Origin of the sequence: Flavobacterium gelidilacus DSM 15343, from assembly GCF_000422685.1 — a bacterium.
Taxonomy (GTDB): Bacteria; Bacteroidota; Bacteroidia; order Flavobacteriales; family Flavobacteriaceae; genus Flavobacterium; species Flavobacterium gelidilacus.
Map to the genome: position 1 here is coordinate 331,379 of NZ_AUGN01000001.1, position 25,380 is coordinate 356,758.

The following is a 25,380-nucleotide window of genomic DNA, read 5'->3' on the forward strand; positions in this document are numbered from 1 at the left end:
TTTATTGTTTTTTTGCTATTTGTGCCATTAATTCTGCTTGGGCTACTAATCGACCATTAGCATAAGCATTAGCTTGCATATGACAAATTCCACGTCTAATAGGTGTTATTAAATCACATTTAAAGATTAATGTATCACCTGGTAATACTTTTTGTTTAAACTTTACATTATCAATTTTCATGAAAAATGTTAGATAATTTTCAGGATCTGGAACAGTACTTAATACTAAAATCCCTCCTGTTTGTGCCATTGCTTCCACAATTAAAACTCCTGGCATAACGGGTGCATCTGGAAAATGTCCTACAAAGAAAGGTTCATTCATTGTCACATTTTTCAATCCAACGACATGTGAATCAGACATTTCAATAATTCTATCTATCAATAAAAAAGGTGGTCTATGTGGAAGAATAGCCATAATCTGATGAATATCCATCAAAGGTTCTTTATGTAAATCGTACACAGGAACTTGATTTCTTTCTTCTATTTTTATTATTTTTTGAAGTTTTTTTGCAAATTGTGTATTTACAAAATGTCCAGGTTTATTAGCAATAACTTTTCCTTGAATACGAATTCCTACAAGCGCTAAATCACCAACAACGTCTAATAATTTATGACGTGCTGCTTCATTAGGATGATGTAATTCTAAATTATCTAGAATTCCATTTGGTTTAACTGTGATTTTATCTTTTCCAAATGCTTTTTTAAGATTATCCATTGTATCCTCAGAAATCTCTTTATCTACATAAACAATAGCATTGTTTAAATCTCCACCTTTAATTAATCCATTGTTTAACAAAGCCTCTAATTCATGTAAGAAACTAAATGTTCGACTATCTGAAATTTCATTTTTAAATTCACTAATACCTTTCATAGTAGCATTTTGAGTACCAAGAACTTTGGTTCCAAAATCTACCATCGCTGTAACACAGTAATGATCACTAGGAATAATAGTAATTTCACTACCTGAATTTTCGTCTGTATATGAAATTACATCTTTAACAACGTATACTCTACGCTCTTCATTCTGAATTTCAACTCCAACTTTTTCAATTGCTTCTACAAAATATTTTGAAGAACCATCCATAATTGGTGGCTCAGAAGCATTTAATTCAATAATAACATTATCAACATCACAGCCTACAAAAGCAGCTAAAACGTGTTCGGATGTTTGTATAAAAACACCTTTTTTCTCTAAATTAGTACCACGTTGAGTATTAATAACGTAACTCGCATCTGCTTCAATAACAGGATGCCCTTCTAAATCAACACGAACAAAAGAATATCCGTTATTAACCGGTGCAGGTTTGAATGTCATTGTAACTTCTTGACCTGTATGAAGACCAACTCCTTTAAGGGTAATTTCGCTAGCGATGGTTGTTTGCTTAACCATAAAATATATAATTTAAACTTGTTATTTTTTCTTTAATTCTTCTAATTCATTTACAATATTTGGTAAATTTCTAAAATGTACAAAAGACTTTGCAAAATCACCATAATTAAAAGCCGGTGTTCCTTGCACAACTTCATTATCTCCAATACTTTTACCTATACCCGATTGTGCTTGTATTTTTACACCATTTCCAATAACTAAATGTCCTGATATACCTACTTGGCCACCAATCATGCAGTTTTTACCAATTTTTGTTGAACCAGCAATTCCGGTTTGAGCTGCTATAACTGTGTTTTCGTCAATTTCAACATTATGAGCTACTTGAATATGATTGTCTAGTTTTACACCTTTTCTAATAAATGTTGAACCCAACGTTGCTCTGTCAATTGTAGTATTTGCTCCAACTTCAACATTATCTTCTATGATTACATTTCCGATTTGAGGAATTTTTGAATAAGTTCCATCTTCTAGGGGAGCGAATCCAAATCCATCAGAACCTATAATGCTTCCGGAGTGAAACGTGCAATTATTTCCTATTTCTGTTTCAGAATAAACTCTAACTCCAGCAAAGAAAATACAGTTATCTCCAATAATTACGTTATCTCCAATAAATGTATTTGGATAAATTTTTACGTTTTGGCCAATAGAAACATTTTTTCCAATGTAACAGAAACTTCCTAAATATAAACCTTCACCATAAGTAACATTTTCTGAAATCACAGAAGGTTGTTCAATACCTGATTTCATTAGCTTTACTTGATTGTAATATTCTAAAAGTGTTGAAAAGGCTTTATAAGCATCTTCTACTTTAATCAATGTGGTCGTAATTTCTTGCTCTACAACGAAATCATGATTTACGATTGTTATTGTTGCTAGAGTTGAATATATGTAATTTACATATTTTTTATTGGCTAAAAAAGTTAATGAACCTTCCGTTCCTTCTTCAATTTTTGCTAATTTATATACTTCAGCATTAGGATTTCCTACTACTTCACCGTTTAATATACCTGCAATTTGTTCTGCTGTAAACTTCATTTAAAATTTTTAAGTTACCATCAAACCTGATGGAATCTACTTTTTGAAACTATGTTTTTTACTATTTAAAAGTATGTTAAATTAATTTCAATCTCACAAAAATATAAAATTAAATCAAATAGCTATGCAACTATTAATTCTTTTGGGTAACAAATAAAATATTTTGTTACTGGTTTTGATAAAGCTTTAAGACTTAATTGGTCTGATGCTTGTGCTACATCTTCAATTGAACCGTCTTTTTTTAAGATACATATAGGTTCACTCTCTTTGTTGTAAGCTTGATTTTTTATTTTGCCCTTAAAAACAAAATATTTCGTTTCTAAAGGAGTAGTTTTATATTTTGAAATAAATTTTTCTTTAAAGTCTAATAAACTCTCTTTCTTTGGTTTATCACTCATCATTTGAATCTTTAATAAATCTCTATTGATAATCATTTTTGAAAGTGAACTCAATACAAAATCATCATGAAATTGCCAGTTTTTAATAGCACTCATTACATCAAAATCATCTAAATATGAAAATGTTTGTAATACTTTTGAATCAAAATTATCTAATGAAATTTTATTCTTTAAAAAGAATTGCAAAGGTTCGCTACAGTTTAAAATTATTTTATTTTTTGTTAATTCTTTTGCTCTTTTTAGAATATTCATCAAAATAATTTCAGAAACTACACTTGTTTTGTGTAAATAAGCTTGCCAATACATCAATCGTCTTGCCATTAAGAATTTTTCAACCGAATAAATTCCTTTTTCTTCGATTACTAACACATCATCTTGTACGTTCATCATTTGAATTAAACGCTCACTATTGATATTTCCTTCGGCTACACCGCTGTAAAAACTATCTCTTCGCAAATAATCTAACCTATCCATATCTAACTGACTAGAAACCAATTGCACCATAAATTTACGGTGATATTGTTCTTTAAATATTTTAATTGCTAATGACAGTTTTCCATCAAACTCTTCATTCAATTTTTCCATAAACAGTAACGAAAGTTGTTCATGATGTACTTCTTCGACAATACTTTGTTCCATGGCGTGACTAAATGGGCCATGACCTATATCATGCAATAAAATCGCAATTAAAAGGGCATTTTCTTCTTCTTCAGATATTTGTACTGTTTTAAAACGAAGTGTTTGAATGGCTTTTTGCATTAAATGCATACAACCTAAGGCATGATGAAAACGTGTATGATGTGCTCCTGGATAAACTAAATATGTCAAACCCATTTGAGAAATACGTCTTAAACGCTGAAAATAAGGGTGTTGTATTAAATCATAAATTAACGTATTAGGAATCGTAATGAAACCATAAATTGGATCGTTAAAAATTTTGCGTTTATTGATTTGACTCACAGAAAATATTTTTTTTTGTAAAAGTAGGGATTTTTGAGGTTACTCTAAAAGTTATTTTAAGATGTCCTTTTTACTTAAATTTTATAGTTATTATCTTATCATAGAAAAATGTCCTTTTACTATTCTGCCATTATCAAATTCAATAGCATACCAATAATCTGTAGCAGGCAAAGTTTGTCCATTGTAGTTTCCGTCCCAGCCTTTATTTTTTGGATTGAACTGACTTAATAATTTTCCGTATCTATCAAAAATACTTGCCTTTAAATTAATAGTAGGATTTAAGTTATTGATATTCCAAACTTCATTATAACCATCACCGTTTGGGGTGAAAAATTTAGGAATTCCCATTACATAAACCGTTTCATAAATAGTTGAACAACCTTTTAAATCTTGTACAGAAACTATATACACTCCAGGAACTACAGGAGAAAAAATAGAAGATTCTTGATAAGCACCATTATTCAAACTATAAACATAATCACCTAAACCACCTGCGACTATTTCTATGGAATTAGAATTTGATAAATCATTTACTATTATATTTTCAATAACAGCCGAATTTGAAGCTATAACAGTAATAGTTCTTGTGCTTGTACAACCGTTTTGACTTTCAACTTTAACGGTGTAAATCCCTGCTGTGTTTACTATTAATGAGTAATTTGTTTCATTTGGTAACACTACATTATTTAAAAACCAAGTGTAAGTATAATTATTTTGAGTTGATGGGTTTAATAAACCAGCATCAAGTATTTTAGTAAATGTTGGGTTATCACTACAAATAAGTTCATTGCCTGTAAGATTAATTATAGGGTTAGGATTTACAATCAAAGGAATATAAAGCGTAGCCTTACAAGTAGTATTTATTGGATTAATAACTTCTACACGTATGTTTTGCGTTCCACTTATAAATGGATTTGGCAATGGACTTGGCAAAGCAACATTATTAACATCAAAATAATTGACTATCATTCCTGTTTGATTTCCAACTATAGTATTTTGAAACGTACTGGTGTTAAAAGGATATAAACCATTTTGTTGTGCTGGATTTATTTCATCATCACAAACAGTAGTTAGGTTTGTTGGAATTGGAAATGCTTCAGGCAAATCATCAACTATAAATGAAATAGTAGTATTATATTCACATTGTTGACCATAATTATTTTTAACTGTAACATTTATGGTTTGTAAAGAAGTGGAAAATGGATTTGGCAATGGACTTGATAATAAAATACCGTTGCTGTCAGTGTAGATAACATTTACATTCGTTAATCCATTTAATAAATTACTTTCAACAGACGAAGTGTTAAAACTATAAATTCCATCTTGGTCATCATCACAATGTTTAATAGTTTGAGGTTGCACTATTGGAATAGGCTCAACCGTCAAAGTAATATGATGTCCCAAACCTAAACATTCATTGTTTATTTGACTATCAACACGAATATAAATATTTTGCGAATTTGGATAGCCAATATTACTATAATTGCTAATGTTAGCTATTGCATTTTGTTCAGCCAAAGCATCTGCAAGGTTTTTATAATAGACAATACTCAATAACTGCCCTGATGGAAATAAGGCTTGAACATCAGCTGTAACACTGCTAAAATCAAAAGATGAAATTCCGTCCGTAATGGAGCCAGAAGCTAGATTATCACAAGCTGAAAAAGTTTTTTGAAAACTTACTGGAATTGATGTTGTTGAAACAATTAAATTTAAGGACACAACTCTAAAACAATTATTGGTATTCTCTACTCTGACAAAAATCTGATCATTACTAACAATTTGATTTATGTAAGAAATAGTATTTGTTATTGGATTTGAATTATTTTGAGCTTCAGAAAATGTTTCAAAAAAACTAAAAGTTAAACCTGTTGTATTATTGACCAATAATTGATTTGCTTCTGTTAAATTAAAAGCACTAAAACCATCGTTATCATCATCACATTGTTTTAAACTTATCGTTGCATTAACAATTGGCAAACTATAAACTTGAATCTCAAATGAAGTAGTTGCAAAACAATTTGTATTTGCTATTGTACTAATCTTAACATAAATAGTTTCAATTGAATTTGTATTTACATAATTAGTTGGTGTAGCAATTAAGTTTATAAATCCACTATCTGTATAATACGAAACATCAAATTCAGCACTAGACTGACCATTTAAAATAGCAGATTGGTTTTGCGTTAAATCAAAAACTACTTTTCCATCAGCATTAGTTCCAAAACTTGTATTATCACATAAACGGATTGCTTGTAATGGAGAAGTTGGTGCAACAGCCGTTTTAAATACTTGAATGGTAAAATTGGTTATAGCTTTACAATTACTATTAGCAACATTATAAACTTCTGCCACAATAGTTTGTTGCCCAAAAGCAATTGAATTAGTATAAGTTGTTGGAGTAGTAATTACAGTATTAGAAGCATAATCTGTTGCATTTGCAAAATATCTAATTCCATATTGAGTAGCAGATTGCCCGTTTAAAATAGCTGATTGATTTTGGGTTAAATCAATTGATGCAAAACCATCGTTATTGGTATCACAAATTTTTATTTCACTAGGTTGAGTGGCTGTTGGAACTTCTGAAATAATAATATCTCGTGTATTTGTACCTACACCACTTGGACTTGTTGCTACTACACTAACGGTATATGTACCAGCAGTTGCATAACTATGTGATGGGTTTAAAAGAGTAGAAGAAGCTCCATCACCAAAATTCCAAGTTGTACTTGTTACAGCAGAATTATTTAATTGAAAAGAAGTAGATTCTCCAACACAAGCATTTTGTAATTGTATTGTTGGTACAAAGAAAAAAGATTGACTAAAACAAGGTAATCCTAATCGACAATTTTTTCCATTTAAACTAACGCTAAATAATTGTAAATCACATCCTAGTCCTAGTGTATCAGGATTGTTTATTACACTTAAACTCATATTATTTTCAATAGCGACATAAATCTTAAAATCTGGCCCCATTTGCAGTTGACCTACATTAAACCCACCATTAATTAAAGTTAGCTGGGAGTTTGGAATATTACTTGCTGTTAAGTCATATTGGTATAGTTTTCCAGTGTAAGCATTACTTGCATATAATACTTCTTCATTAGGTGAAAACTCTATACCATATAATTCACCACCTTCTTCACTTAATGTAATAGGGTTTGAAATAATGCCTGTAGCGTTTTCAAAATCAAATAATTGTAAAAAATCTGAAGTACTTGTCATGGCTAATTTAGTGCCACTTGGAGAAACTTTAGTTACACCTGCAGCTTGAAAACCAGCTCCTTGAACAGGCAAACCTACACTAGAATATACTGGTGTAGCACTTAAACCAGTAGATGATAATAAATAAACTCTAAAAGTATTGGAATTCCATTCATGCGAAATTATCCAATAATCTAATCCGTTTGCGTGTTTTGTTATAGATATATTTTCAATGGTTGGTGTAAAAACTACAACGTTTTTATTTGAGGTTACAGCTCCATTTCCACCATCCAAAGTCATATCCACAATAGAATATCTAAATCCATCAGGATTATGTTCATTTGTTGTCGTAAAAATATAAAATAGGTTTCCAGAACCAGGTTTTGGAACAATGGTAGCCGATTGAGCAGATGAAACATGTCCTAAAAGGCCAGCACCATTAACCATTATTTGATGGTTTTTGTTATACACAGTTACTCCATCAGTGTAAAATAATAACTGTCCTAAATTTGTACTCAAAACAGCACAGCCTTCTCTTGTACTTAGTTGCCCATTAGTTAACGCGACAGGACTACCACTACTAAAATTTATACCAGCATTATCCCCAAAATACCAAATGTTGGCTTCTCCTTGCGAAAAAGAAGCCAATGAGTATAGAAAAGCTATTAAATAAAATAGGTTTCTCATATAACAAAACTCTTTTTTTTTTAAAACTAACTAATAAACAACTAATTAAAAGAATACCCCAAACTTAATTGTAAATTTCTATTTTTTGTTTTTACGCCTTCCAAATCATCTATTTCAGACAAGCCTATATGGTAACGAATGTTTGCAGAAAGTTGTTGTGTAATGGCATAACCTGCACCCACATTAAAACCAAAAGCTGTTGATTTTAGATCATCTTTTATATCAACATCATTTCTTGTTGTTGTTTCATTAGACATTGGATCATAATACTTATTATCCCTTTTGCCAGATAGCAGAAAATCTAATTGTGGTCCTGCTTCTACATAAACTTTTGAAGCAACAGCATATTGAAAGTTTAAAGGAAGGTTTATATACGTTAGTTTTACTTTATCATCATAAATATATCCACCATCATCTAAGTACTCTTTATACCCTTGAGTAGAAAATAGAAGCTCTGGTTGTAATGTAAATTTTTCATCTAATTTAAAATTGGCAAAACCTCCTATGTGTACTCCTATTAATGTAGAAATATCAGTATCAAATGTTCTATCTACACTAGCACTTGAAATATTTAAACCTGCTTTTGCACCAAATTTTAGGGTTGAATTTCTATCTTGTGCAGTACTTACTGCAATTGTAGCTAAAAGAGCTATTGTTAAAATTGTTTTTTTCATGTTGTTTGTGTTCTAATTTTTATATTAATTATATTGTGTTTAATTTTTAATTACAAACGAGATATTATAACCATTGCAAACTACCACAGGAATTGATTTATACTAGGGAGAGACGAATATGTTAGTAATACAAGTTATAACAATTGTACAGTATTTTTTAGCATTTATATGTTTTTTAAAATTATTGTTTGATAAATATAAAACCTTTTACATCTCCAATTGGATTAATAAAATTATTACTAGGAATAACTTCATCATACTCTATTCTCATTCTTTGACTAGTAAACTCGGTTATTGTACCATCAAAAACATAGTTACAACCTGTTATTTGGTTTTCTAATAAAAAATAATTATCGCATCTATATGTTTCGTAATTCTCGCAATTGGTTTTGAATCTATACATGTATATATCTATAAAATCAAAAAAGATATAATCGTTTTGTGTGCTGCATTGATGAGGATAAGGTACAATAGTACCATCTGGACGAATTATTTCGGAAAATGTCCAATTTCCATAGACATTATTTTTAGTAATAGCTAAATTGCCATTATTGTCATCGTCTTTTTTGCTACATGCTGTTATAACTAGTAGCAGTAAACTTAGTGTTAAAATTATTTTTTTCATATTATTAGTTAAATTAATAACGTTTTAAAAATCTTCCATTGATAGTTATAAACAACCTTAACTGTAATTGCTTATGAAAACAAATATAATATTAAATTTCTTAATAAAACAACCAATACTTCTTCTAAATCTCTTATATTTTATTCATTTTTTTTCAACCTCTTTACTTAACTTTTAGCTTATTCAGAGAAATATATGATTTAAAGATGTATCAAATAAATAAAATCTCTCTTATTATAAAAATACACAAAAATTTTATACAATTTTTAATATATTCATCGTTGTATAAATACTAACTTGCCGTCAAATTTAAGAAATTACATAATAATTAAGCACCGAAAGATGTTGCTATAAAATCAGCATATATGAACAAAATAAAAATCCTTTGGGTTGATGATGAAATAGATTTATTAAAACCACACATATTATTCCTTGAAAAGAAAAACTACGATGTTACAACTTGTAATAACGGACAAGACGCTATAGATTTGTTTGAAGAATCTAACTTTGATATAGTCTTTTTAGATGAAAACATGCCAGGTTTAAGTGGATTGGAAACACTTTCAGAAATGAAAGAGAAAAAATCTTCTGTCCCAATGATTATGATTACCAAAAGTGAAGAAGAGTATATCATGGAAGAAGCAATTGGTTCTAAAATTGCAGATTATTTGATTAAACCAGTAAATCCAAATCAGATTTTATTGAGTTTGAAGAAGAATTTAGACCATTCACGATTAGTTTCAGATAAAACTACTTTAGATTATCAAAAGGAATTCAGAAAAATAGCAATGGATATGGCTTCGGTCAATTCTTTTGAAGATTGGGTGGAAATGTATAAACGTCTAGTTTTTTGGGAATTAGAGCTTGAAAATATTGAGTCACAAAGTATGATTGAAATATTAGAAAGTCAAAAAGCAGAAGCTAACATGCAATTTGGTAAATTCATTGAACGTAATTATGAAGATTGGTTTACAAATACCAAAGACAAACCTTTTTTATCCCATGAAATCTTTGGTGAATTAGTAGCTCCAGAAATCAGAAAGAAAGAGAAACCAATTCTTTTTATTGTAATTGATAATCTTCGTTATGATCAATGGAAAGCTTTTGAAAGTATAGTTAATAATCATTATAAATTAGAAAAAGAAGTAAGCTACTACTCTATTTTACCTACAGCTACTCAATACGCTCGTAATGCTATTTTTAGTGGTTTAACTCCTTTAGATATGGAGAAAAAATTCCCGCAATATTGGAAAAACGATGTTGATGAAGGAGGAAAAAACTTGCATGAGGCTGACTTTTTATCAGAACAATTAAAACGTCTAGGATTAAATATCAAGCAAGAATATTATAAAATTACAAATTTCAGAGATGGTAAAAAGTTGGCAGAGAATTTCAAAGGATTAAAAGATAATGATTTAACGACTATTGTTTACAATTTTGTCGATATGCTTTCACATTCTAAAACAGAAATGGATGTAGTAAAAGAATTGGCCTCAAATGATAAAGCTTATCGTTCATTAACTCTGAGCTGGTTTAAGAACTCTCCTCTATTAGAAATGATTCAGCAAGCACAACAAATGGGCTTTAAATTAATTTTGACAACAGATCACGGAACAATAAACTGTAAAAATCCATCAAAAGTTATTGGTGATAAAAACACTAGTTTAAACCTTCGTTATAAAACTGGCAGAAGTCTTACTTATGAAGATAAAGACGTTTATGCCGTAAAAGATCCTAAAAAAGTCGGTTTACCTACAATTAATATGAGTAGTTCTTATATTTTTGCTAAGAATGACTTATTTTTGGCTTATGTAAATAACTTCAATCATTATGTAAGTTATTACAGAAATACTTACCAGCATGGAGGAATCTCTTTAGAAGAAATGATTATTCCATTTTTGGTGTTTGAGCCAAGAAGTTAATTTTTAATTGATTATAAATAAATTTTAAATGGAAATCACTTTTTCATTAGATGAAATACAGCAAGTTGCCCAAAAAATACTTTCAACACCAGGTTTAAAGAAAGTTATAACTTTTGATGCTTTAATGGGAGTTGGTAAAACAACTTTAATAAAAGCTTTAGTTAAAGAATTGGATGTATCTGATAATAGCAGTAGCCCAACTTTTTCTATAGTTAACGAATATCGCACTACAACATTAGAACCTATTTATCATTTTGATTTATATCGATTAAACAATGAAATTGAAGGATATGATATGGGTTTAGATGAATATTTTTATTCAGGAAATTGGTGTTTTATTGAATGGCCAGAAAAAACACCAAACCTTATTCCAATTGATCACGCAAGAATTATTATGAAAGAAATTGAAAATGGTAAACGCCAATTAATTTTAATTAACTAAACCTCTTTATTTTATTCAAAAACAATTTTTTTAATTATTGAAAAAAATAAGTAACTTGGCACAACTTAACTAAAAACTATGGCATCATTTTCCCCCTTTTCTAAAATGCAACTAATGCCTCAAGAAGAAAAGCTTGAAGTTGCAAGACATAAAAGTGAATTATTTATTGGATTACCAAAAGAAATCTCTTACCAAGAACGTAGAATTTGTTTAACTCCTGATGCTGTAAGTTCATTAGTTGATCAAGGCCATAGAGTTATGATTGAATCTGGAGCTGGAGAAAGCTCAAGTTTTACTGATTTAGAATACAGTAAAGCTGGTGCAGAAGTTACAAAAGACACTAAAAAAGTATTTAGCTGTCCAATGATTCTTAAGGTTGAACCACCTACAATTGATGAAATTGACTTAATAAATCCACAAACAATTGTTCTTTCTGCTATCCAATTAAAAACCCAAAAGAAAGCCTATTTTGAAGCTTTGGCACATAAAAGAATTACTGCTTTAGCCTATGAATTCATAAAAGATGAAGATGGCTCATATCCAGCTGTAAAATCACTTTCTGAAATTGCTGGAACTGCTTCAATATTAATTGCAGCTGAATTAATGATTAATGAAAATATTGGCAAAGGACTTTTATTAGGAAATATAACTGGTGTTCCTCCAACTGAAGTAGTAATTCTTGGTGCTGGAACTGTAGCGGAATTTGCAGCCAGAACTGCAATCGGACTTGGTGCAAATGTAAAAGTGTTTGATAATTCTATTACTAAATTAAGAAGACTTCAAAGCTTATTAAATCAACGCATATTTACTTCAACTATACAAGATAAATCTCTAATTAAAGCTCTCCGAAGATGTGATGTTGCAATTGGTGCTATGAGAGGAAAAAACAGAACACCAATTGTTGTTACTGAGGCTATGGTAGAAAACATGAAAAGAGGTGCTGTAATCGTTGATGTGAGTATCGATTCAGGTGGGAGTTTTGAAACTTCAGAAGTAACAACACATGAAAAACCAACTTTCATCAAGAATAATGTTATTCATTATTGTGTCCCAAATATTCCTTCTAGATATTCAAAGACAGCTTCTTTATCAATAAGCAACATCATAACTCCATTCTTATTACAAATTGCAGAAGATGGTGGATTAGAAAGCGCTATTAGATGCAATAGAGGTTTGAAAAATGGTGTTTACTTCTATCACGGTTTATTAACCAACAAATCAATAGCTGATTGGTTTAATATTGAATATAGAGATATTAATTTGATTGTTTTTTAGAGTTAAAAATAAAATTTAAAATTATTTAGATATTTTTAGAATTATTAGAAAATTACTCGCAAAAAAAAATCTTAATTAATGAAATCTAAACTTGATATAACAGAATTTAGAGATAGACTAAAAAATAATACAAAAATTGGATTACCTCACTTGCAAATGACACTTGGCCTTTTTTCTATATTTTTTTATAGCTCAAAAATTTTTTATGGAAAATTTAATGATTCAACTTTTCAACTTACAATAAATTATAATTTTACTTTCCCTAATTATATAATTAAAGGAAAGTATCAAAACATTAATAATGAGCTAAAATTAAATTACAGTGTTCAACCTATAAATAAAATTGGAATTGTTTTGTTTAAAATTTTTCCTGTTGTGGCAATAATTATTGGTAATTGTTTTTTCTATTTTAATTATAAAAAAACATACCAAATTTTACATACATAATATTTAATTTATTAATAGTTTTTACTTTTTTTTACTCAAGATGGAGTTTAAAAAGAGAAAATAAAAAATTGATAAAAAGGTTTAATAAACTATTTGAAATAGTTTATTAAAAATTACTTGCAACAAAATTTTTACTAAAAAAAATATTCTTTCAAATAAAAGAAATAAAAAGAGAACCACAACATATAACAAAAAAGCCTTGCATTTGCAAGGCTTTTTTTTGTGATCGCGCCAGGATTCGAACCTGGGACCTACTCATTAGAAGTGAGTTGCTCTATCCAGCTGAGCTACGCAACCATTATTTTTTAATCTTATGAAGTGTTTAACTTCTTTTGTCGGGGTGGCAGGATTCGAACCTGCGACCTCCTGCTCCCAAAGCAGGCGCGATGACCGGGCTACGCTACACCCCGAGGTGTGAAAAAAATAAGCGGAGAGTAAGGGATTCGAACCCTTGGTACAGTTTCCCATACGCTTGTTTAGCAAACAAGTCCTTTCGGCCACTCAGGCAACTCTCCAATCTTCTATATTATATATAAGAACTTATCTTTTTAGCGGTTGCAAATCTAGGATTTACTTCTTATTATTGCAAGCGAATTAGATAATATTTTTCAAAAAAAAGTCAATTTAATTAAAATGAATTAATAATCAAGCATATAGAATATAAAAAAATAATTAGTTTATAGTATAATCAATACTTTATGACATATTTTTAATGAATTTAATTTCAAATTAAGAAAAAATAGCTAATAATTTATTAAATTCGCAAAAAATAAATAGTATGAGTACAAAAGTAGTTATAGTTTCAGCAGTAAGAACTCCAATTGGAAGTTTTATGGGTGCTTTATCAAGCGTTCCAGCAACACAATTAGGTGCAACCGCTATCAAAGGAGCTTTAAGTAAAATTAATTTAGATGTCAATCTTGTTGACGAAGTAATAATGGGTAATGTGGTTCAAGCCGGAAACGGTCAAGCACCAGCTAGACAAGCAGCATTAGCAGCAGGATTATCGAACAATGTACCTTGTACAACAATTAATAAAGTTTGTGCTAGTGGCATGAAAGCTGTTATGCAAGGAGCTCAAGCTATTATGGCTGGAGATGCTGAAGTAGTTGTTGCTGGTGGAATGGAAAACATGAGTTTAATCCCTCATTATGTTCACATGAGAAATGGTGTTAAATTTGGACCAACAACATTAGTTGACGGAATGCAACGAGATGGTTTAGTTGATGCATACGACAATCAAGCTATGGGAACTTGTGCAGATTTATGCGCATCAGAATATAAAATTTCAAGAGAAGAACAAGATAATTATGCTATTCAATCTTACGAACGTTCGGCTAAAGCTTGGGAAGCTGGAAACTTTGATTCAGAAATAGTTCCTGTTGAAGTACCTCAGAGACGTGGAGATGCTTTAATTGTATCTAAAGACGAAGAATACACAAATGTTAAGTTAGAAAAAATTCCTGCCTTAAATCCAGTTTTTAGTAAAGACGGAACTGTTACTGCAGCAAATGCATCAACAATAAACGACGGAGCTGCAGCTTTAGTCTTAATGAGTGAAGAAAAAGCAAAATCATTAGGATTAACTCCTTTAGCTTATATAAAATCATATGCTGATGCAGCTCAAGAGCCAAAATGGTTTACTACTTCTCCTTCTAAAGCCTTACCAAAGGCATTAGATAAAGCTGGAATTTCAATAGGTGATGTTCATTATTTTGAATTTAACGAAGCTTTTGCTGTTGTTGGATTAGCCAATGCAAAAATATTAGGCCTAAATGAGGATAAAATTAATGTAAATGGTGGTGCTGTATCATTAGGACATCCTCTTGGTTGTTCTGGAGCTAGGATTATTGTAACTTTAATTAATGTTTTATCTCAAAACAATGCGAAAATTGGTGCAGCTGCTATTTGTAATGGTGGTGGTGGTGCTTCTGCAATTGTTATTGAAAGAGTATAATTGAAGTTAAATTTTTTAGAATTATGATTTAGAGTATATTTGTGCTTTAAATCATAATTTTATTTTATATCCTATTAATGTTTGGAATTTGTAACTTAGCCATAGTTCCTTTGCGATTTGAACCTTCTGATAAAAGCGAACAAGTTTCGCAACTTTTATTTGGGGAACATTTTAAAATAATTGAGCAAAATCCTAAATGGATTTATGTTGAACTTGCTTATGATGGCTACAAAGGTTGGATAGACAGTAAACAATTTCAATTAATTACTGAAGAACAATTTAATATCTTAAACGACATTCCAAATGTTTTGAGTGCTGATTTAATTGAATACATCTCTACTCCTATTAATCAATTGATTCCAATTTCTTTAGGAAGTAATTTGTCTTTTTTAGATAATGATGATATTAATGACTCAAAATTTTCATTTGATGGCATAAAAGTTTGCGGAATAAAGGGTAAATCTGAATTAATAAAAACAGCCTTTATGTATTTGAACGCTCCTTATTTATGGGGTGGAAAATCTCCTTTTGGAATAGATTGTTCTGGATTTACACAAATGGTTTATAAATTAAATGGATATCAATTATTTAGAGATGCTTCTCAACAAGCTAGTCAAGGTGAACCATTAAGTTTTATTGAAGAAAGTGAACCCGGTGATTTAGCCTTTTTTGATAATGAAGAAGGAAAAATCATTCACGTTGGAATTATGATGGATGATAATTATATTATACATGCTTCCGGAAAAGTTAGAATTGATAGACTTGATCATCTAGGAATTTACAATGTTGATACTGGTAGACACACACACAAGCTTAGAGTTATAAAAAAAATCATATAAAAAAATCCCGTTTTTCAACGGGATTTTTTTTTCTAAAATTTAGCAGCTTTATCTTTCATGCCTAAAATTTCATAAGTACTTTTTAGTAGTATTTTTGTGTTTTCACTAGTAGGATCTAATTTATAAGATTCTTCAAAATGAGGTAATGCCGCTTCATAAAGGCTTTTTCTCTTAGCCATCAACTCTTCATATTTTTTTGGCTTATCTAAGTTATTATTAATTTCTTCAACTAAGCTTGTGTCTTCAGACAAACCTAAATATCCAATATTAAAATGTAAAGAAGCATTAGTTGGGTCTTTTTTTATAATTTCTTTAACTAGACTCTTATAAGTAGCAACGTCGTTTTGAGTATAATAAAAATTAGCTTGTTCAATTAATAGATTTAAATCATTTGGATTTTCATTAACCGCTTCTTTGTAAGCTTTCTTTGCTCCTTCAATATCACTAATTTTAACTTTTAAATTAGCTATCAATTTAAGAATATCTGATCTACCTGAAACTTTTTCATCTCTAGGTTTTTCATGTGTTTTTAAATCAAGCTTTGTTTTTCTTGCTCGAATTGAAGTGAAGGATTCTTCTTCATCGTTTAATTTATTAATTGCATAATAAATCATTCCATTTTTTAAATAATCACTATCTCTATATTCTTCATATAATTTTATTGCACTAGGATAATCTTCTGCTTGCACAGATAATATGGCCGCATTTAATAAATTTGAACCTGACTTTTTATCTAATTTATATAAATTATAAAAAGTAGCTGATGCCATTTTATATTGTTTTGCTTCATTCAATTGAAAAGCTGCTTGTTCAATTTGTGGAATTAAAAAAGAATACGCTTCATTTATATCATCAGTATATATTTTTTTTCCTTCTTTCTTTTCATAGTCCAAAGTTTCATTCATAGTATTAACAAAAGTTTCTATGTTTTCTGGACTCATTAATCTTTGGACATCTTTAGGTGTAATTTTAGAACCAATATTGTTCAATTCTGCCATTGGCAGCATTCCTTGATAGAATTTGGCATAAACCTTGTCTTCTTCGGAACTAGCCAAAGTCTCTAAAGATTTTAAAGCTGTTTTATAATCTTCAATATCAGATGTAGAAGGACTATCCTTGGCGTAAATCTTTTTTAAAGTTTTTAATTCATCTTTTTGGGCAAATGTTGCTAAACTTATTAATAAAGCAGCAAGTAATGTTACTTTTTTCATTGTATTTGTTAATTTAAAAAAGCCCAAAACTAATTGGGCTTGTTGGTTATTCTTGTGTTTCTGGTTCTTCTAAAGAGTCAGTATCTGTGTTATTTTCAACATCATCAATTGCTCTTTCAACTTTTTCTTCTCCTTCTGCTAATTCATCTCCTTCTAAAAGTTCTTCATCATCTTCACGAAGTACTTTAGTAACTGCAGCAATAGAATCTTTTCCTTTAATGTTGATTAATCGTACACCTTGAGTAGCTCTACCCATAGTTCTTAAATCAGAGACATTCATTCTTATGGTTAATCCAGACTTGTTGATAATCATTAAATCATCAGCATCAGAAACTATGTTAATTGATACTAAAGCACCTGTTTTTTCTGTTACATTTAATGCTTTAACACCTTTTCCACCTCTATTAGTGATTCTGTAGATCGCTTCTCCATCTTCTTCTAATTTGGTACGTTTTCCATATCCATTTTCAGTTACAACTAATAATTGTGTATCATTAACATCATTTACATCCACAGAAACCATTCCGATTAACTCATCTGTTTCATCTTTAAGAGTAATTCCTCTTACACCAGAAGCAGTTCTACCCATTGGTCTAGTTTTAGCTTCTTCAAAACGAACAATTTTACCTGAACGAACAGCTAATAATACTTGACTATTACCTGTAGTTAATTTTGCTTCTAATAATTCATCATCATCTTTAATGGTGATAGCTGCAACACCATTTACTCTTGGACGAGAATATTTCTCTAAAGATGTTTTCTTAACCTGTCCTTTTTTAGTAGCCATTATTACATAATGACTATTAATATATTCTTGATCTTTTAAATCTTGAGTGCAGATAAATGCTTTCACTTTATCATCGCTTTCTATATTTATAAGGTTTTGAAGTGCTCTTCCTTTACTTGCTTTTGTTCCTTCCGGAATTTCAAAAACTCTCATCCAGAAACATTTTCCTTTTTGAGTAAAGAACATTAAATATTGATGATTTGTTGCTACGAATAAATGCTCTAAGAAATCTTCATCTCTTGTGGCTGCACTTTTTTGTCCAACTCCACCTCTATTTTGTGTTTTGTATTCTGTTAAAGAGGTACGTTTGATATAACCAGCATGAGAAATTGTTACTACAACTTGTTCATCTGCAATTAAATCCTCAATACTTACATCACCTCCAGCATATTCAATTATAGAACGTCTTTCATCTCCGTATTTTTCTTTAACTTCAATTAATTCATCTCTAATTACTTGAGCTCTCATTTCTTTACTTGCTAATAACTCTTTTAAATGAGCAATTAACTTCATAAGCTCTTCATATTCAGCACGTAATTTATCTTGCTCAAGACCAGTTAATTGTCTTAAACGCATTTCTACGATTGCTTTCGCTTGAATTTCAGATAATTTGAAACGTTCAATTAAACTATTTCTTGCTTCTTCACCATCATTTGAAGCTCTAATAATTTTAATTACTTCATCAATATTGTCAGATGCAATAATTAAACCTTCTAAAATATGAGCTCTTTCTTCAGCTTTTCTTAATTCGTATTTTGTTCTTCTAACAACAACATCGTGTCTGTGTTCCACAAAATAATGAATCAAATCTTTTAGATTCAACATTTGTGGTCTACCTTTAACTAATGCAATATTATTTACACTAAATGAAGACTGAAGTTGCGTGTATTTATATAAAGTATTTAAAACTACGTTTGGAACAGCATCACGTTTAAGTTCATAAACGATACGCATTCCGTTTCTATCTGATTCATCACGAATGTTAGAAATACCTTCAATTTTTTTATCATTAACTAAATCAGCCGTTTTTTTAATCATATCGGCCTTATTTACTTGATAAGGAATTTCGGTCACAATGATAGCTTCTCTGTTATTAGATTCTTCAAAAGTAGCTTTAGCACGCATTACAATACGTCCTCTACCTGTTTTAAATGCTTCTCTAACACCTTCATACCCATAAATTGTTCCTCCTGTAGGAAAATCAGGTGCTTTTATATAATTGATTAATTCGTCTATTTCAATTTCTGGATTATCTATAAACGCAAGAGTTCCATCAATAACTTCAGTTAAGTTATGAGGAGCCATATTTGTAGCCATACCTACTGCAATCCCAGATGCACCATTAATTAATAAGGTAGGGATCTTTGTTGGCATTACAGTTGGTTCGTACAAAGTATCATCAAAATTCAACTGAAAGTCAACCGTTTCCTTATCTAAATCAGCTAACATATCTTCAGAAATTTTACGCATACGAGCTTCCGTATAACGCATTGCTGCTGGACTATCTCCATCAACAGAACCAAAGTTACCTTGACCATCAACTAACATATAACGTAAACTCCATTCTTGAGCCATACGCACCATAGCATCATATACAGATGTATCTCCGTGGGGATGATACTTTCCTAATACTTCTCCAACAATTCTTGCTGATTTTTTATGAGCACTATTTGCTCTAACTCCTAATTCGTGCATTCCATATAATACTCTTCGATGTACAGGTTTTAAACCATCTCTAACATCAGGAAGAGCTCTAGATACAATAACTGACATTGAATAATCAATGTAAGCTGATTTCATTTCATCTTCAATGTTAATAGGAATTAACTTTTCTCCTTCAGACATAGGTATTTTATATTAATTTGTATTTAAATCTTTAACGTGCCAATTTACATCTTTTAATAATTTTTACAGCTATTTTTTTTAATAAATATTAAAGATTTATTAACAAAAAGATGTTGTTTTTTGATGATAACTCCACTTAAATTAACTTTTGTATTTGAGTTTTTTTTTGTCAATTAGCCTTGTGATATAAAATACTTTTTTTAGTATTCTATATTATTTAGTATATTTACTTGATTAAAATAACAAAATGGACGATAATTTTTCACCAAGAGTAAAAGACGTAATTACCTATAGTAAAGAAGAAGCTTTACGTTTAGGGCACGATTTTATTGGTACAGAACATTTAATTTTAGGAATACTTAGAGATGGTAGCGGAAAAGCCATGACTATAATGAATAACTTAGCTGTTGATTTTAGTCATTTGCGTAAAAAAGTTGAAGTTTTAAGTCCTGCCAATTCGACAGGAATTCAAAATAATGATAAAAAAAATCTTCACTTAACAAGACAAGCAGAACGGGCAATCAAGACAACTTTCTTAGAAGCAAAACTATACAATAGTTCTGCAGTAAGTACGGCACATTTATTGTTGTGTATTTTAAGAAATGAAAATGATCCAACTACTAAGTTGATGAAAAAATTAAAAATTGATTATGAAACCGTTAAAGAAAATTATATAGCTATGATAAATAACGAAGAAGATTTTATAGAAAATTTACCCAAAGCCGAATCATATAACGAAGATTCTGGCCAAGATGACGGAATAAAAGACAGTTCTTTCAACAACCCAACTTCAGGAAATAAAACAACAAAAAAATCAAAAACTCCTGTATTAGATAATTTTGGTAGAGATTTAACCGAAATGGCCGAAGAAGGAAAACTAGATCCTGTTGTTGGTCGTGAAAAAGAAATCGAAAGGGTTTCTCAAATTTTAAGCCGTAGAAAGAAAAATAATCCTTTACTAATTGGTGAACCTGGAGTTGGAAAATCTGCCATTGCAGAAGGTTTAGCTCTTATGATTATCAAGAAAAAAGTATCACGTGTTTTATTTAACAAACGTGTTGTAACGCTTGACTTAGCCAGTTTAGTTGCTGGAACAAAATACCGTGGACAGTTTGAAGAACGCATGAAAGCTGTTATGAATGAACTTGAAAAAAATGATGATATCATACTTTTCATTGATGAAATTCACACAATTGTTGGTGCTGGTGGAGCTACTGGTTCACTAGATGCTTCAAACATGTTTAAACCGGCTCTAGCAAGAGGTGAACTGCAATGTATTGGTGCAACAACATTAGATGAATATAGACAATATATTGAAAAAGATGGTGCTTTAGAAAGACGTTTTCAAAAAGTGATTATTGAACCAACTTCTGTTGAGGAAACCATTACTATCTTACATAATATAAAAGGTAAATATGAAGATCACCATAGTGTGACTTATAGTGACGAAGCAATTGAAGCTTGTGTAAAGTTGACAAGTCGTTATATGACTGATAGATTCTTACCAGACAAAGCTATTGACGCTTTAGACGAAGCAGGTTCAAGAGTTCATATAACAAATATTGATGTTCCTAAGCAAATTTTAGATTTAGAACGTCAATTAGAAGAAGTTAGAGACTTGAAGAATTCTGTGGTCAAAAAACAGAAATATGAAGAAGCAGCAAAACTACGTGATGACGAGAAACGTATTGAAAAAGATTTAGCTATCGCCCAAGAAAAATGGGAAGAAGATGCTAAAAACAATAGAATTGAAGTTTCTGAAGACAATGTTGCTGATGTTGTTTCAATGATGACTGGAATTCCAGTGAATAGAATTGCACAAACCGAGAGCAATAAATTAGCTCATTTACCAGAACTTATTCAAGCAAAAGTAATTGGACAAGATGAAGCTGTAGATAAAATTGCGAAGTCAATTCAAAGAAATAGAGCTGGGTTAAAAGACCCTAATAAGCCTATTGGTTCGTTTATATTTTTAGGTCAAACGGGAGTTGGTAAAACACAGTTAGCCAAAGTATTAGCAAAAGAATTATTTGACTCAGAAGATGCTTTAATCCGTATTGACATGAGTGAATATATGGAGAAATTTGCTATCTCAAGATTAGTAGGCGCACCTCCAGGATATGTAGGATATGAAGAAGGTGGACAATTAACTGAAAAAGTTAGAAGAAAACCATACAGTGTAATTCTTTTAGATGAAATTGAAAAAGCGCATCCTGATGTATTTAACATGATGCTTCAAGTATTAGATGATGGTCATTTAACTGATAGTTTAGGTCGAAAAATTGACTTTAGAAATACTATTATCATTATGACTTCTAATGTTGGTGCCCGTCAATTAAAAGATTTTGGTCAAGGTGTTGGTTTTGGAACTGCTTCAAAAGTGGCTCAAGCTGATGACAATTCAAAAGGAATTATTGAAAATGCTCTTAAAAAAGCCTTTGCTCCTGAATTCCTTAACAGAATTGATGATGTTGTTGTTTTCAATGCTTTAGAAAAAGAAGATATCGATAAAATTATTGATATTGAAATGGATAAATTATACCTAAGAATTAAAGATTTAGGATATACTTTAAATTTATCTGAAAAAGCAAAAGATTATATTGCAGAAAAAGGATTTGACAAACAATTTGGTGCAAGGCCATTAAAAAGAGCAATCCAAAAATATGTAGAAGACTCTTTAGCTGAAGAAATTATAACATCAAAGATACATGAAGGTGACGAAATTTTCATGGAATTAGATGAAGATAAACAAGAGTTAACTATAACAATTAAAAAATATGAAAAACCTGCTGAAAAGTAGGTTTTTTTTTCTAGTCACATCAAAAAAAATAGTACTTTCGATTATTATTAAATTAAAACAATAAAATGCAACAAAAAGTCATTGTAGGATGCGAAGAATGGTGTTCATTACCAGCAATTGGAATTCCAACTATCAAAGCAAGAGTAGATTCAGGAGCTAAAACTTCTGCCCTTCATGCTATAAACATAAAAACATATTCAAAAGATAACCAAGAATGGGTAAAATTTGATATTAATCCTATTCAGAACAACGCTAAAGCGCTTATCCATTGTGAAGCTCAATTAGTGGATCAAAGAATTGTAAAAAGCTCTAGTGGTTTTCGTGAAAAACGTTACGTAATTAGCACAAATGTTTCTTTAGGTGGTAAAACTTGGGAAATTGAACTAACCTTAACCAATCGTGATTCAATGGGTTTTCGAATGTTGCTAGGTAGAGAAGCTATGTCTGGTAGAGTTATGGTTGATCCAGAACAGAAATTTGTATTAGGTCAACCTTCAAATGAAAATTTAAAAGAATTTTATTATACTGAATCTTCAGAAAAAAAAGGTTTACGAATTGGAGTTTTAGCCAGTAATCCGGAATTATATAGTAACAAGCGAATAATGGAAGCTGGAGAAATGCGTGGTCATGAAATGCACTTCTTGAATCTGAAGTATTGTTACATGAAGTTAGACGCAGATACACCTGAAATTCACTATCGTGGTGGAAAAATATTAAATAATTTTGATGCTGTAATTCCAAGAATTCGTCCGAGTATGACCTATTATGGTTGTGCATTGACACGTCAATTTGAAGCTTTAAAGGTTTTTGCTTTAAACAATGCTGCAGCGATAACTCAGTCTCGTGATAAATTATTTTCATTGCAATTACTTTTAAACAATGGAGTTGATATTCCAACAACTGGGTTTGCAAATTCTCCTTTAGATACTGATGATTTAATAAAAATGGTTGGTGGTTCTCCCCTAATCGTAAAATTATTAGAAGGTACTCAAGGAAAAGGTGTCGTTTTAGCAGAGACTAAAAAAGCTGCTGAATCTGTAATCAATGCTTTCAAAAGTTTGAATGCTAATATATTAGTTCAAGAATTTATTAAAGAAGCCAATGGAAAAGATTTACGTCTTTTTGTTGTGGATGGAAAAGTTGTCGCCTCAATGCAAAGAGAAGCTGCTCCTGGAGAATTTAGAGCTAACATTCACATGGGTGGAACTGCTTCAATTGTAAAAGTAACTCCAGAAGAAAAGAAAATTGCAATAAAAGCCGCAAAAGCAATGGATTTAAAAGTCGCTGGTGTTGATATTATTCGCTCAAGCAAAGGACCTTTATTGTTAGAAGTAAACTCTTCTCCAGGTCTAGAAGGAATTGAAGGAGCAACTAACAAAGATATTGCAGGAGAAATGATTAAAGCTATTGAGAAAAACTTTAAGTGGAAATAAAATGAAAAAAAATATTCTATTATTTGTTCTTTTTTTTAGTATTTCAGCTTTTAGTTATGCTCAAAATTGTAAGAATTACAAAGATGGTAAATTCAAACTTCAAGATGATGAACTAGGTGTGACCTATATCATTGAAAGAAAGGGAAATTTACAAACAGAAAGGAAATTAGGAGAAGATTTTGTGCTAGACTTTGAAGTTATTTGGATTGATGATTGTTCGTATATTCTTAAAAGTTCAAAAAAAACAGCAGCTTTTTTAAAATCTGATGCTGATTTAATAGTAAAAATTAAAAATATTAACGGAGATTTTTTAGAATTAGAAATGCATATAAAAGATTATCCTCAATCAAAATTAACAACAGTTGTTGAAGTAATAAACTAATTAACATGATCAAAGAGTACAAAATACCATTTGTGACGTTTTTATTAGGATTGGCAGTCACAATTTTAGGAGCTTTATTTAAAATAATGCATTGGCAATTTGCAACTGGATTATTAATTATAGGCATGGCTTTAGAAGTTGTAGGCATAATTCTATTAATCAGGTTAATTCTTAAAAAATAAAATAGTGAATCCGTATGTTGATATCATACTAAGAAGTGTTTCGATATATTTGTTTATGGTAATTACTTTACGCCTATTTGGCAAAAAAGAACTATCACAATTAAATACTTCTGATGTAATATTAATACTTCTTATTAGTAATTCGGTTCAAAATGCAATGGTAGGTGACAACACAACTCTTTTGGGTGGAATGGCTGCTGCGTTAGCACTATTTGTTATAAACTTTATTTTCAAACGTATAATGTTGAAATCAAATTTTATTAAAAGTTTGGTCCAAGAAAAACCAGAAATTTTAATTCATAATGGTAAAATTGAATTTAAAACTTTAGCAAAATTAGGTATTTCGTCAGAAGAAATTCAAGAAGCCATGAGAGAACATGGAATTGAATATTATAAAGATGTAAAACTAGCCATGTTTGAAATAGATGGAAACATTAGCATTATTTCTGGTGATAAAGATATAAAGCAAACATTTCATAAGAAGAAAGCTCATAAATCACTCGGAAACTTAAATAATTAAACTATGAATATACTATCTCAAATTATTATCGGATTTGTTGCTTTTTTACATCTATATTTTCTTTATTTAGAAATGTTTGCTTGGACCACAAAAGCACCGAAAGTATTCACCAATTTCCCGAAAGACTTATTTCCACAAACAAAAGCTATGGCTGCGAACCAAGGCTTATATAATGGTTTCTTAGCCGCTGGATTAATTTGGACTTTCTTTGTTTCAGATGAGATGTGGTCTATAAATATAGCACTATTTTTCCTAAACTGTGTACTGATTGCTGGAATTTACGGAGCATTTTCTGTATCAAAAAGAATATTTTATGTACAGGGAATTCCAGCTATTCTGGGAATTTTGAGTTTGTTTCTTTAAAG

The 25,380-nt window shown here is 30.3% G+C and carries 20 protein-coding genes and 3 tRNA genes; 12 read left to right on the plus strand and 11 right to left on the minus strand.

Annotated features, from left to right (window positions below):
* Position 1: 1 nt before the first annotated feature.
* The 6 genes from G507_RS0101530 to G507_RS0101555 form a co-directional block, all read right to left on the minus strand.
* Positions 2-1,390: a bifunctional UDP-3-O-[3-hydroxymyristoyl] N-acetylglucosamine deacetylase/3-hydroxyacyl-ACP dehydratase gene (locus G507_RS0101530; RefSeq protein WP_026715830.1), complete on the minus strand. Its 1,389-nt coding sequence runs from the start codon at positions 1,388-1,390 to the stop codon at positions 2-4.
* A 21-nt stretch (positions 1,391-1,411) separates the two neighbouring features.
* Positions 1,412-2,425, minus strand: a complete 1,014-nt coding sequence (gene lpxD, locus G507_RS0101535) for a UDP-3-O-(3-hydroxymyristoyl)glucosamine N-acyltransferase (protein WP_026715831.1) — start codon at positions 2,423-2,425, stop codon at positions 1,412-1,414.
* A gap of 122 nt (positions 2,426-2,547) precedes the next feature.
* A complete protein-coding gene (locus G507_RS0101540) occupies positions 2,548-3,783 on the minus strand; it encodes an HD domain-containing protein (RefSeq protein WP_026715832.1) in 1,236 nt (411 codons plus the stop codon).
* A 90-nt stretch (positions 3,784-3,873) separates the two neighbouring features.
* Entirely contained in the window at positions 3,874-7,674 is a 3,801-nt protein-coding gene (locus G507_RS0101545; RefSeq protein ID WP_026715833.1) for a T9SS type B sorting domain-containing protein, read from the minus strand.
* A gap of 41 nt (positions 7,675-7,715) precedes the next feature.
* Positions 7,716-8,348: a porin family protein gene (locus G507_RS0101550; RefSeq protein ID WP_026715834.1), complete on the minus strand. Its 633-nt coding sequence runs from the start codon at positions 8,346-8,348 to the stop codon at positions 7,716-7,718.
* A gap of 181 nt (positions 8,349-8,529) precedes the next feature.
* Complete coding sequence (locus G507_RS0101555) at positions 8,530-8,973, minus strand: hypothetical protein (RefSeq protein WP_026715835.1); 444 nt, start codon at positions 8,971-8,973, stop codon at positions 8,530-8,532.
* A gap of 365 nt (positions 8,974-9,338) precedes the next feature.
* Between G507_RS0101555 and porX the strand changes: the two genes are divergently transcribed.
* From porX to G507_RS0101575, 4 genes are all read left to right on the plus strand, one after another.
* Positions 9,339-10,895: a T9SS response regulator signal transducer PorX gene (gene porX, locus G507_RS0101560; protein ID WP_026715836.1), complete on the plus strand. Its 1,557-nt coding sequence runs from the start codon at positions 9,339-9,341 to the stop codon at positions 10,893-10,895.
* Between the two features lie 28 nt (positions 10,896-10,923).
* Positions 10,924-11,337, plus strand: a complete 414-nt coding sequence (tsaE, locus tag G507_RS0101565; protein ID WP_026715837.1) for a tRNA (adenosine(37)-N6)-threonylcarbamoyltransferase complex ATPase subunit type 1 TsaE — start codon at positions 10,924-10,926, stop codon at positions 11,335-11,337.
* Between the two features lie 78 nt (positions 11,338-11,415).
* A complete protein-coding gene (locus G507_RS0101570; RefSeq protein ID WP_026715838.1) occupies positions 11,416-12,612 on the plus strand; it encodes an alanine dehydrogenase in 1,197 nt (398 codons plus the stop codon).
* A gap of 78 nt (positions 12,613-12,690) precedes the next feature.
* Positions 12,691-13,059 carry a hypothetical protein gene (locus G507_RS0101575; protein WP_026715839.1) on the plus strand — a complete coding sequence of 123 codons (369 nt, stop codon included), beginning with the start codon at positions 12,691-12,693 and terminating at the stop codon, positions 13,057-13,059.
* 223 nt (positions 13,060-13,282) lie between these two features.
* On the opposite strand, the gene G507_RS0101580 is transcribed toward G507_RS0101575, so the two are convergent.
* The 3 genes from G507_RS0101580 to G507_RS0101590 form a co-directional block, all read right to left on the minus strand.
* Positions 13,283-13,356 (minus strand) — tRNA-Arg (locus G507_RS0101580).
* A gap of 38 nt (positions 13,357-13,394) precedes the next feature.
* Positions 13,395-13,469 (minus strand) — tRNA-Pro (locus tag G507_RS0101585).
* Positions 13,470-13,487: 18 nt separating this feature from the next.
* Positions 13,488-13,574: transfer RNA gene (locus G507_RS0101590), tRNA-Ser, on the minus strand.
* A gap of 263 nt (positions 13,575-13,837) precedes the next feature.
* On the opposite strand from G507_RS0101590, the gene G507_RS0101595 reads away from it, so the two are divergent.
* Entirely contained in the window at positions 13,838-15,016 is a 1,179-nt protein-coding gene (locus tag G507_RS0101595; protein ID WP_026715840.1) for an acetyl-CoA C-acyltransferase, read from the plus strand.
* A gap of 77 nt (positions 15,017-15,093) precedes the next feature.
* Positions 15,094-15,855, plus strand: coding sequence for a C40 family peptidase (locus G507_RS0101600; protein WP_026715841.1), 762 nt, complete (start codon positions 15,094-15,096; stop codon positions 15,853-15,855).
* Positions 15,856-15,887: 32 nt separating this feature from the next.
* On the opposite strand, the gene G507_RS0101605 is transcribed toward G507_RS0101600, so the two are convergent.
* The gene (locus G507_RS0101605) at positions 15,888-17,066 is read right to left on the minus strand and encodes a tetratricopeptide repeat protein (protein WP_026715842.1); all 1,179 of its coding nucleotides are present in this window, start codon (positions 17,064-17,066) and stop codon (positions 15,888-15,890) included.
* Positions 17,067-17,112: 46 nt separating this feature from the next.
* Positions 17,113-19,698 (minus strand): DNA gyrase subunit A, encoded by a 2,586-nt coding sequence (gene gyrA, locus G507_RS0101610; RefSeq protein ID WP_026715843.1) that lies wholly within the window; start codon positions 19,696-19,698, stop codon positions 17,113-17,115.
* Positions 19,699-19,945: 247 nt separating this feature from the next.
* Here gyrA and G507_RS0101615 point away from each other — a divergent pair, with 247 nt between their 5' ends.
* The 6 genes from G507_RS0101615 (at position 19,946) to G507_RS0101640 (ending at position 25,378) form a co-directional block, all read left to right on the plus strand.
* Entirely contained in the window at positions 19,946-22,498 is a 2,553-nt protein-coding gene (locus tag G507_RS0101615) for an ATP-dependent Clp protease ATP-binding subunit (protein ID WP_026715844.1), read from the plus strand.
* 65 nt (positions 22,499-22,563) lie between these two features.
* Positions 22,564-23,931, plus strand: coding sequence for a 30S ribosomal protein S6--L-glutamate ligase (gene rimK / locus G507_RS0101620; RefSeq protein WP_026715845.1), 1,368 nt, complete (start codon positions 22,564-22,566; stop codon positions 23,929-23,931).
* A 1-nt stretch (position 23,932) separates the two neighbouring features.
* Positions 23,933-24,313, plus strand: a complete 381-nt coding sequence (locus G507_RS0101625) for a hypothetical protein (RefSeq protein WP_157496457.1) — start codon at positions 23,933-23,935, stop codon at positions 24,311-24,313.
* Positions 24,314-24,345: 32 nt separating this feature from the next.
* Positions 24,346-24,495, plus strand: coding sequence for a GldL-related protein (locus tag G507_RS17715; RefSeq protein ID WP_169627269.1), 150 nt, complete (start codon positions 24,346-24,348; stop codon positions 24,493-24,495).
* A gap of 4 nt (positions 24,496-24,499) precedes the next feature.
* Complete coding sequence (locus G507_RS0101635) at positions 24,500-25,015, plus strand: DUF421 domain-containing protein (protein ID WP_026715847.1); 516 nt, start codon at positions 24,500-24,502, stop codon at positions 25,013-25,015.
* A gap of 3 nt (positions 25,016-25,018) precedes the next feature.
* Complete coding sequence (locus G507_RS0101640) at positions 25,019-25,378, plus strand: DUF1304 domain-containing protein (protein ID WP_026715848.1); 360 nt, start codon at positions 25,019-25,021, stop codon at positions 25,376-25,378.
* Positions 25,379-25,380: the final 2 nt, after the last annotated feature.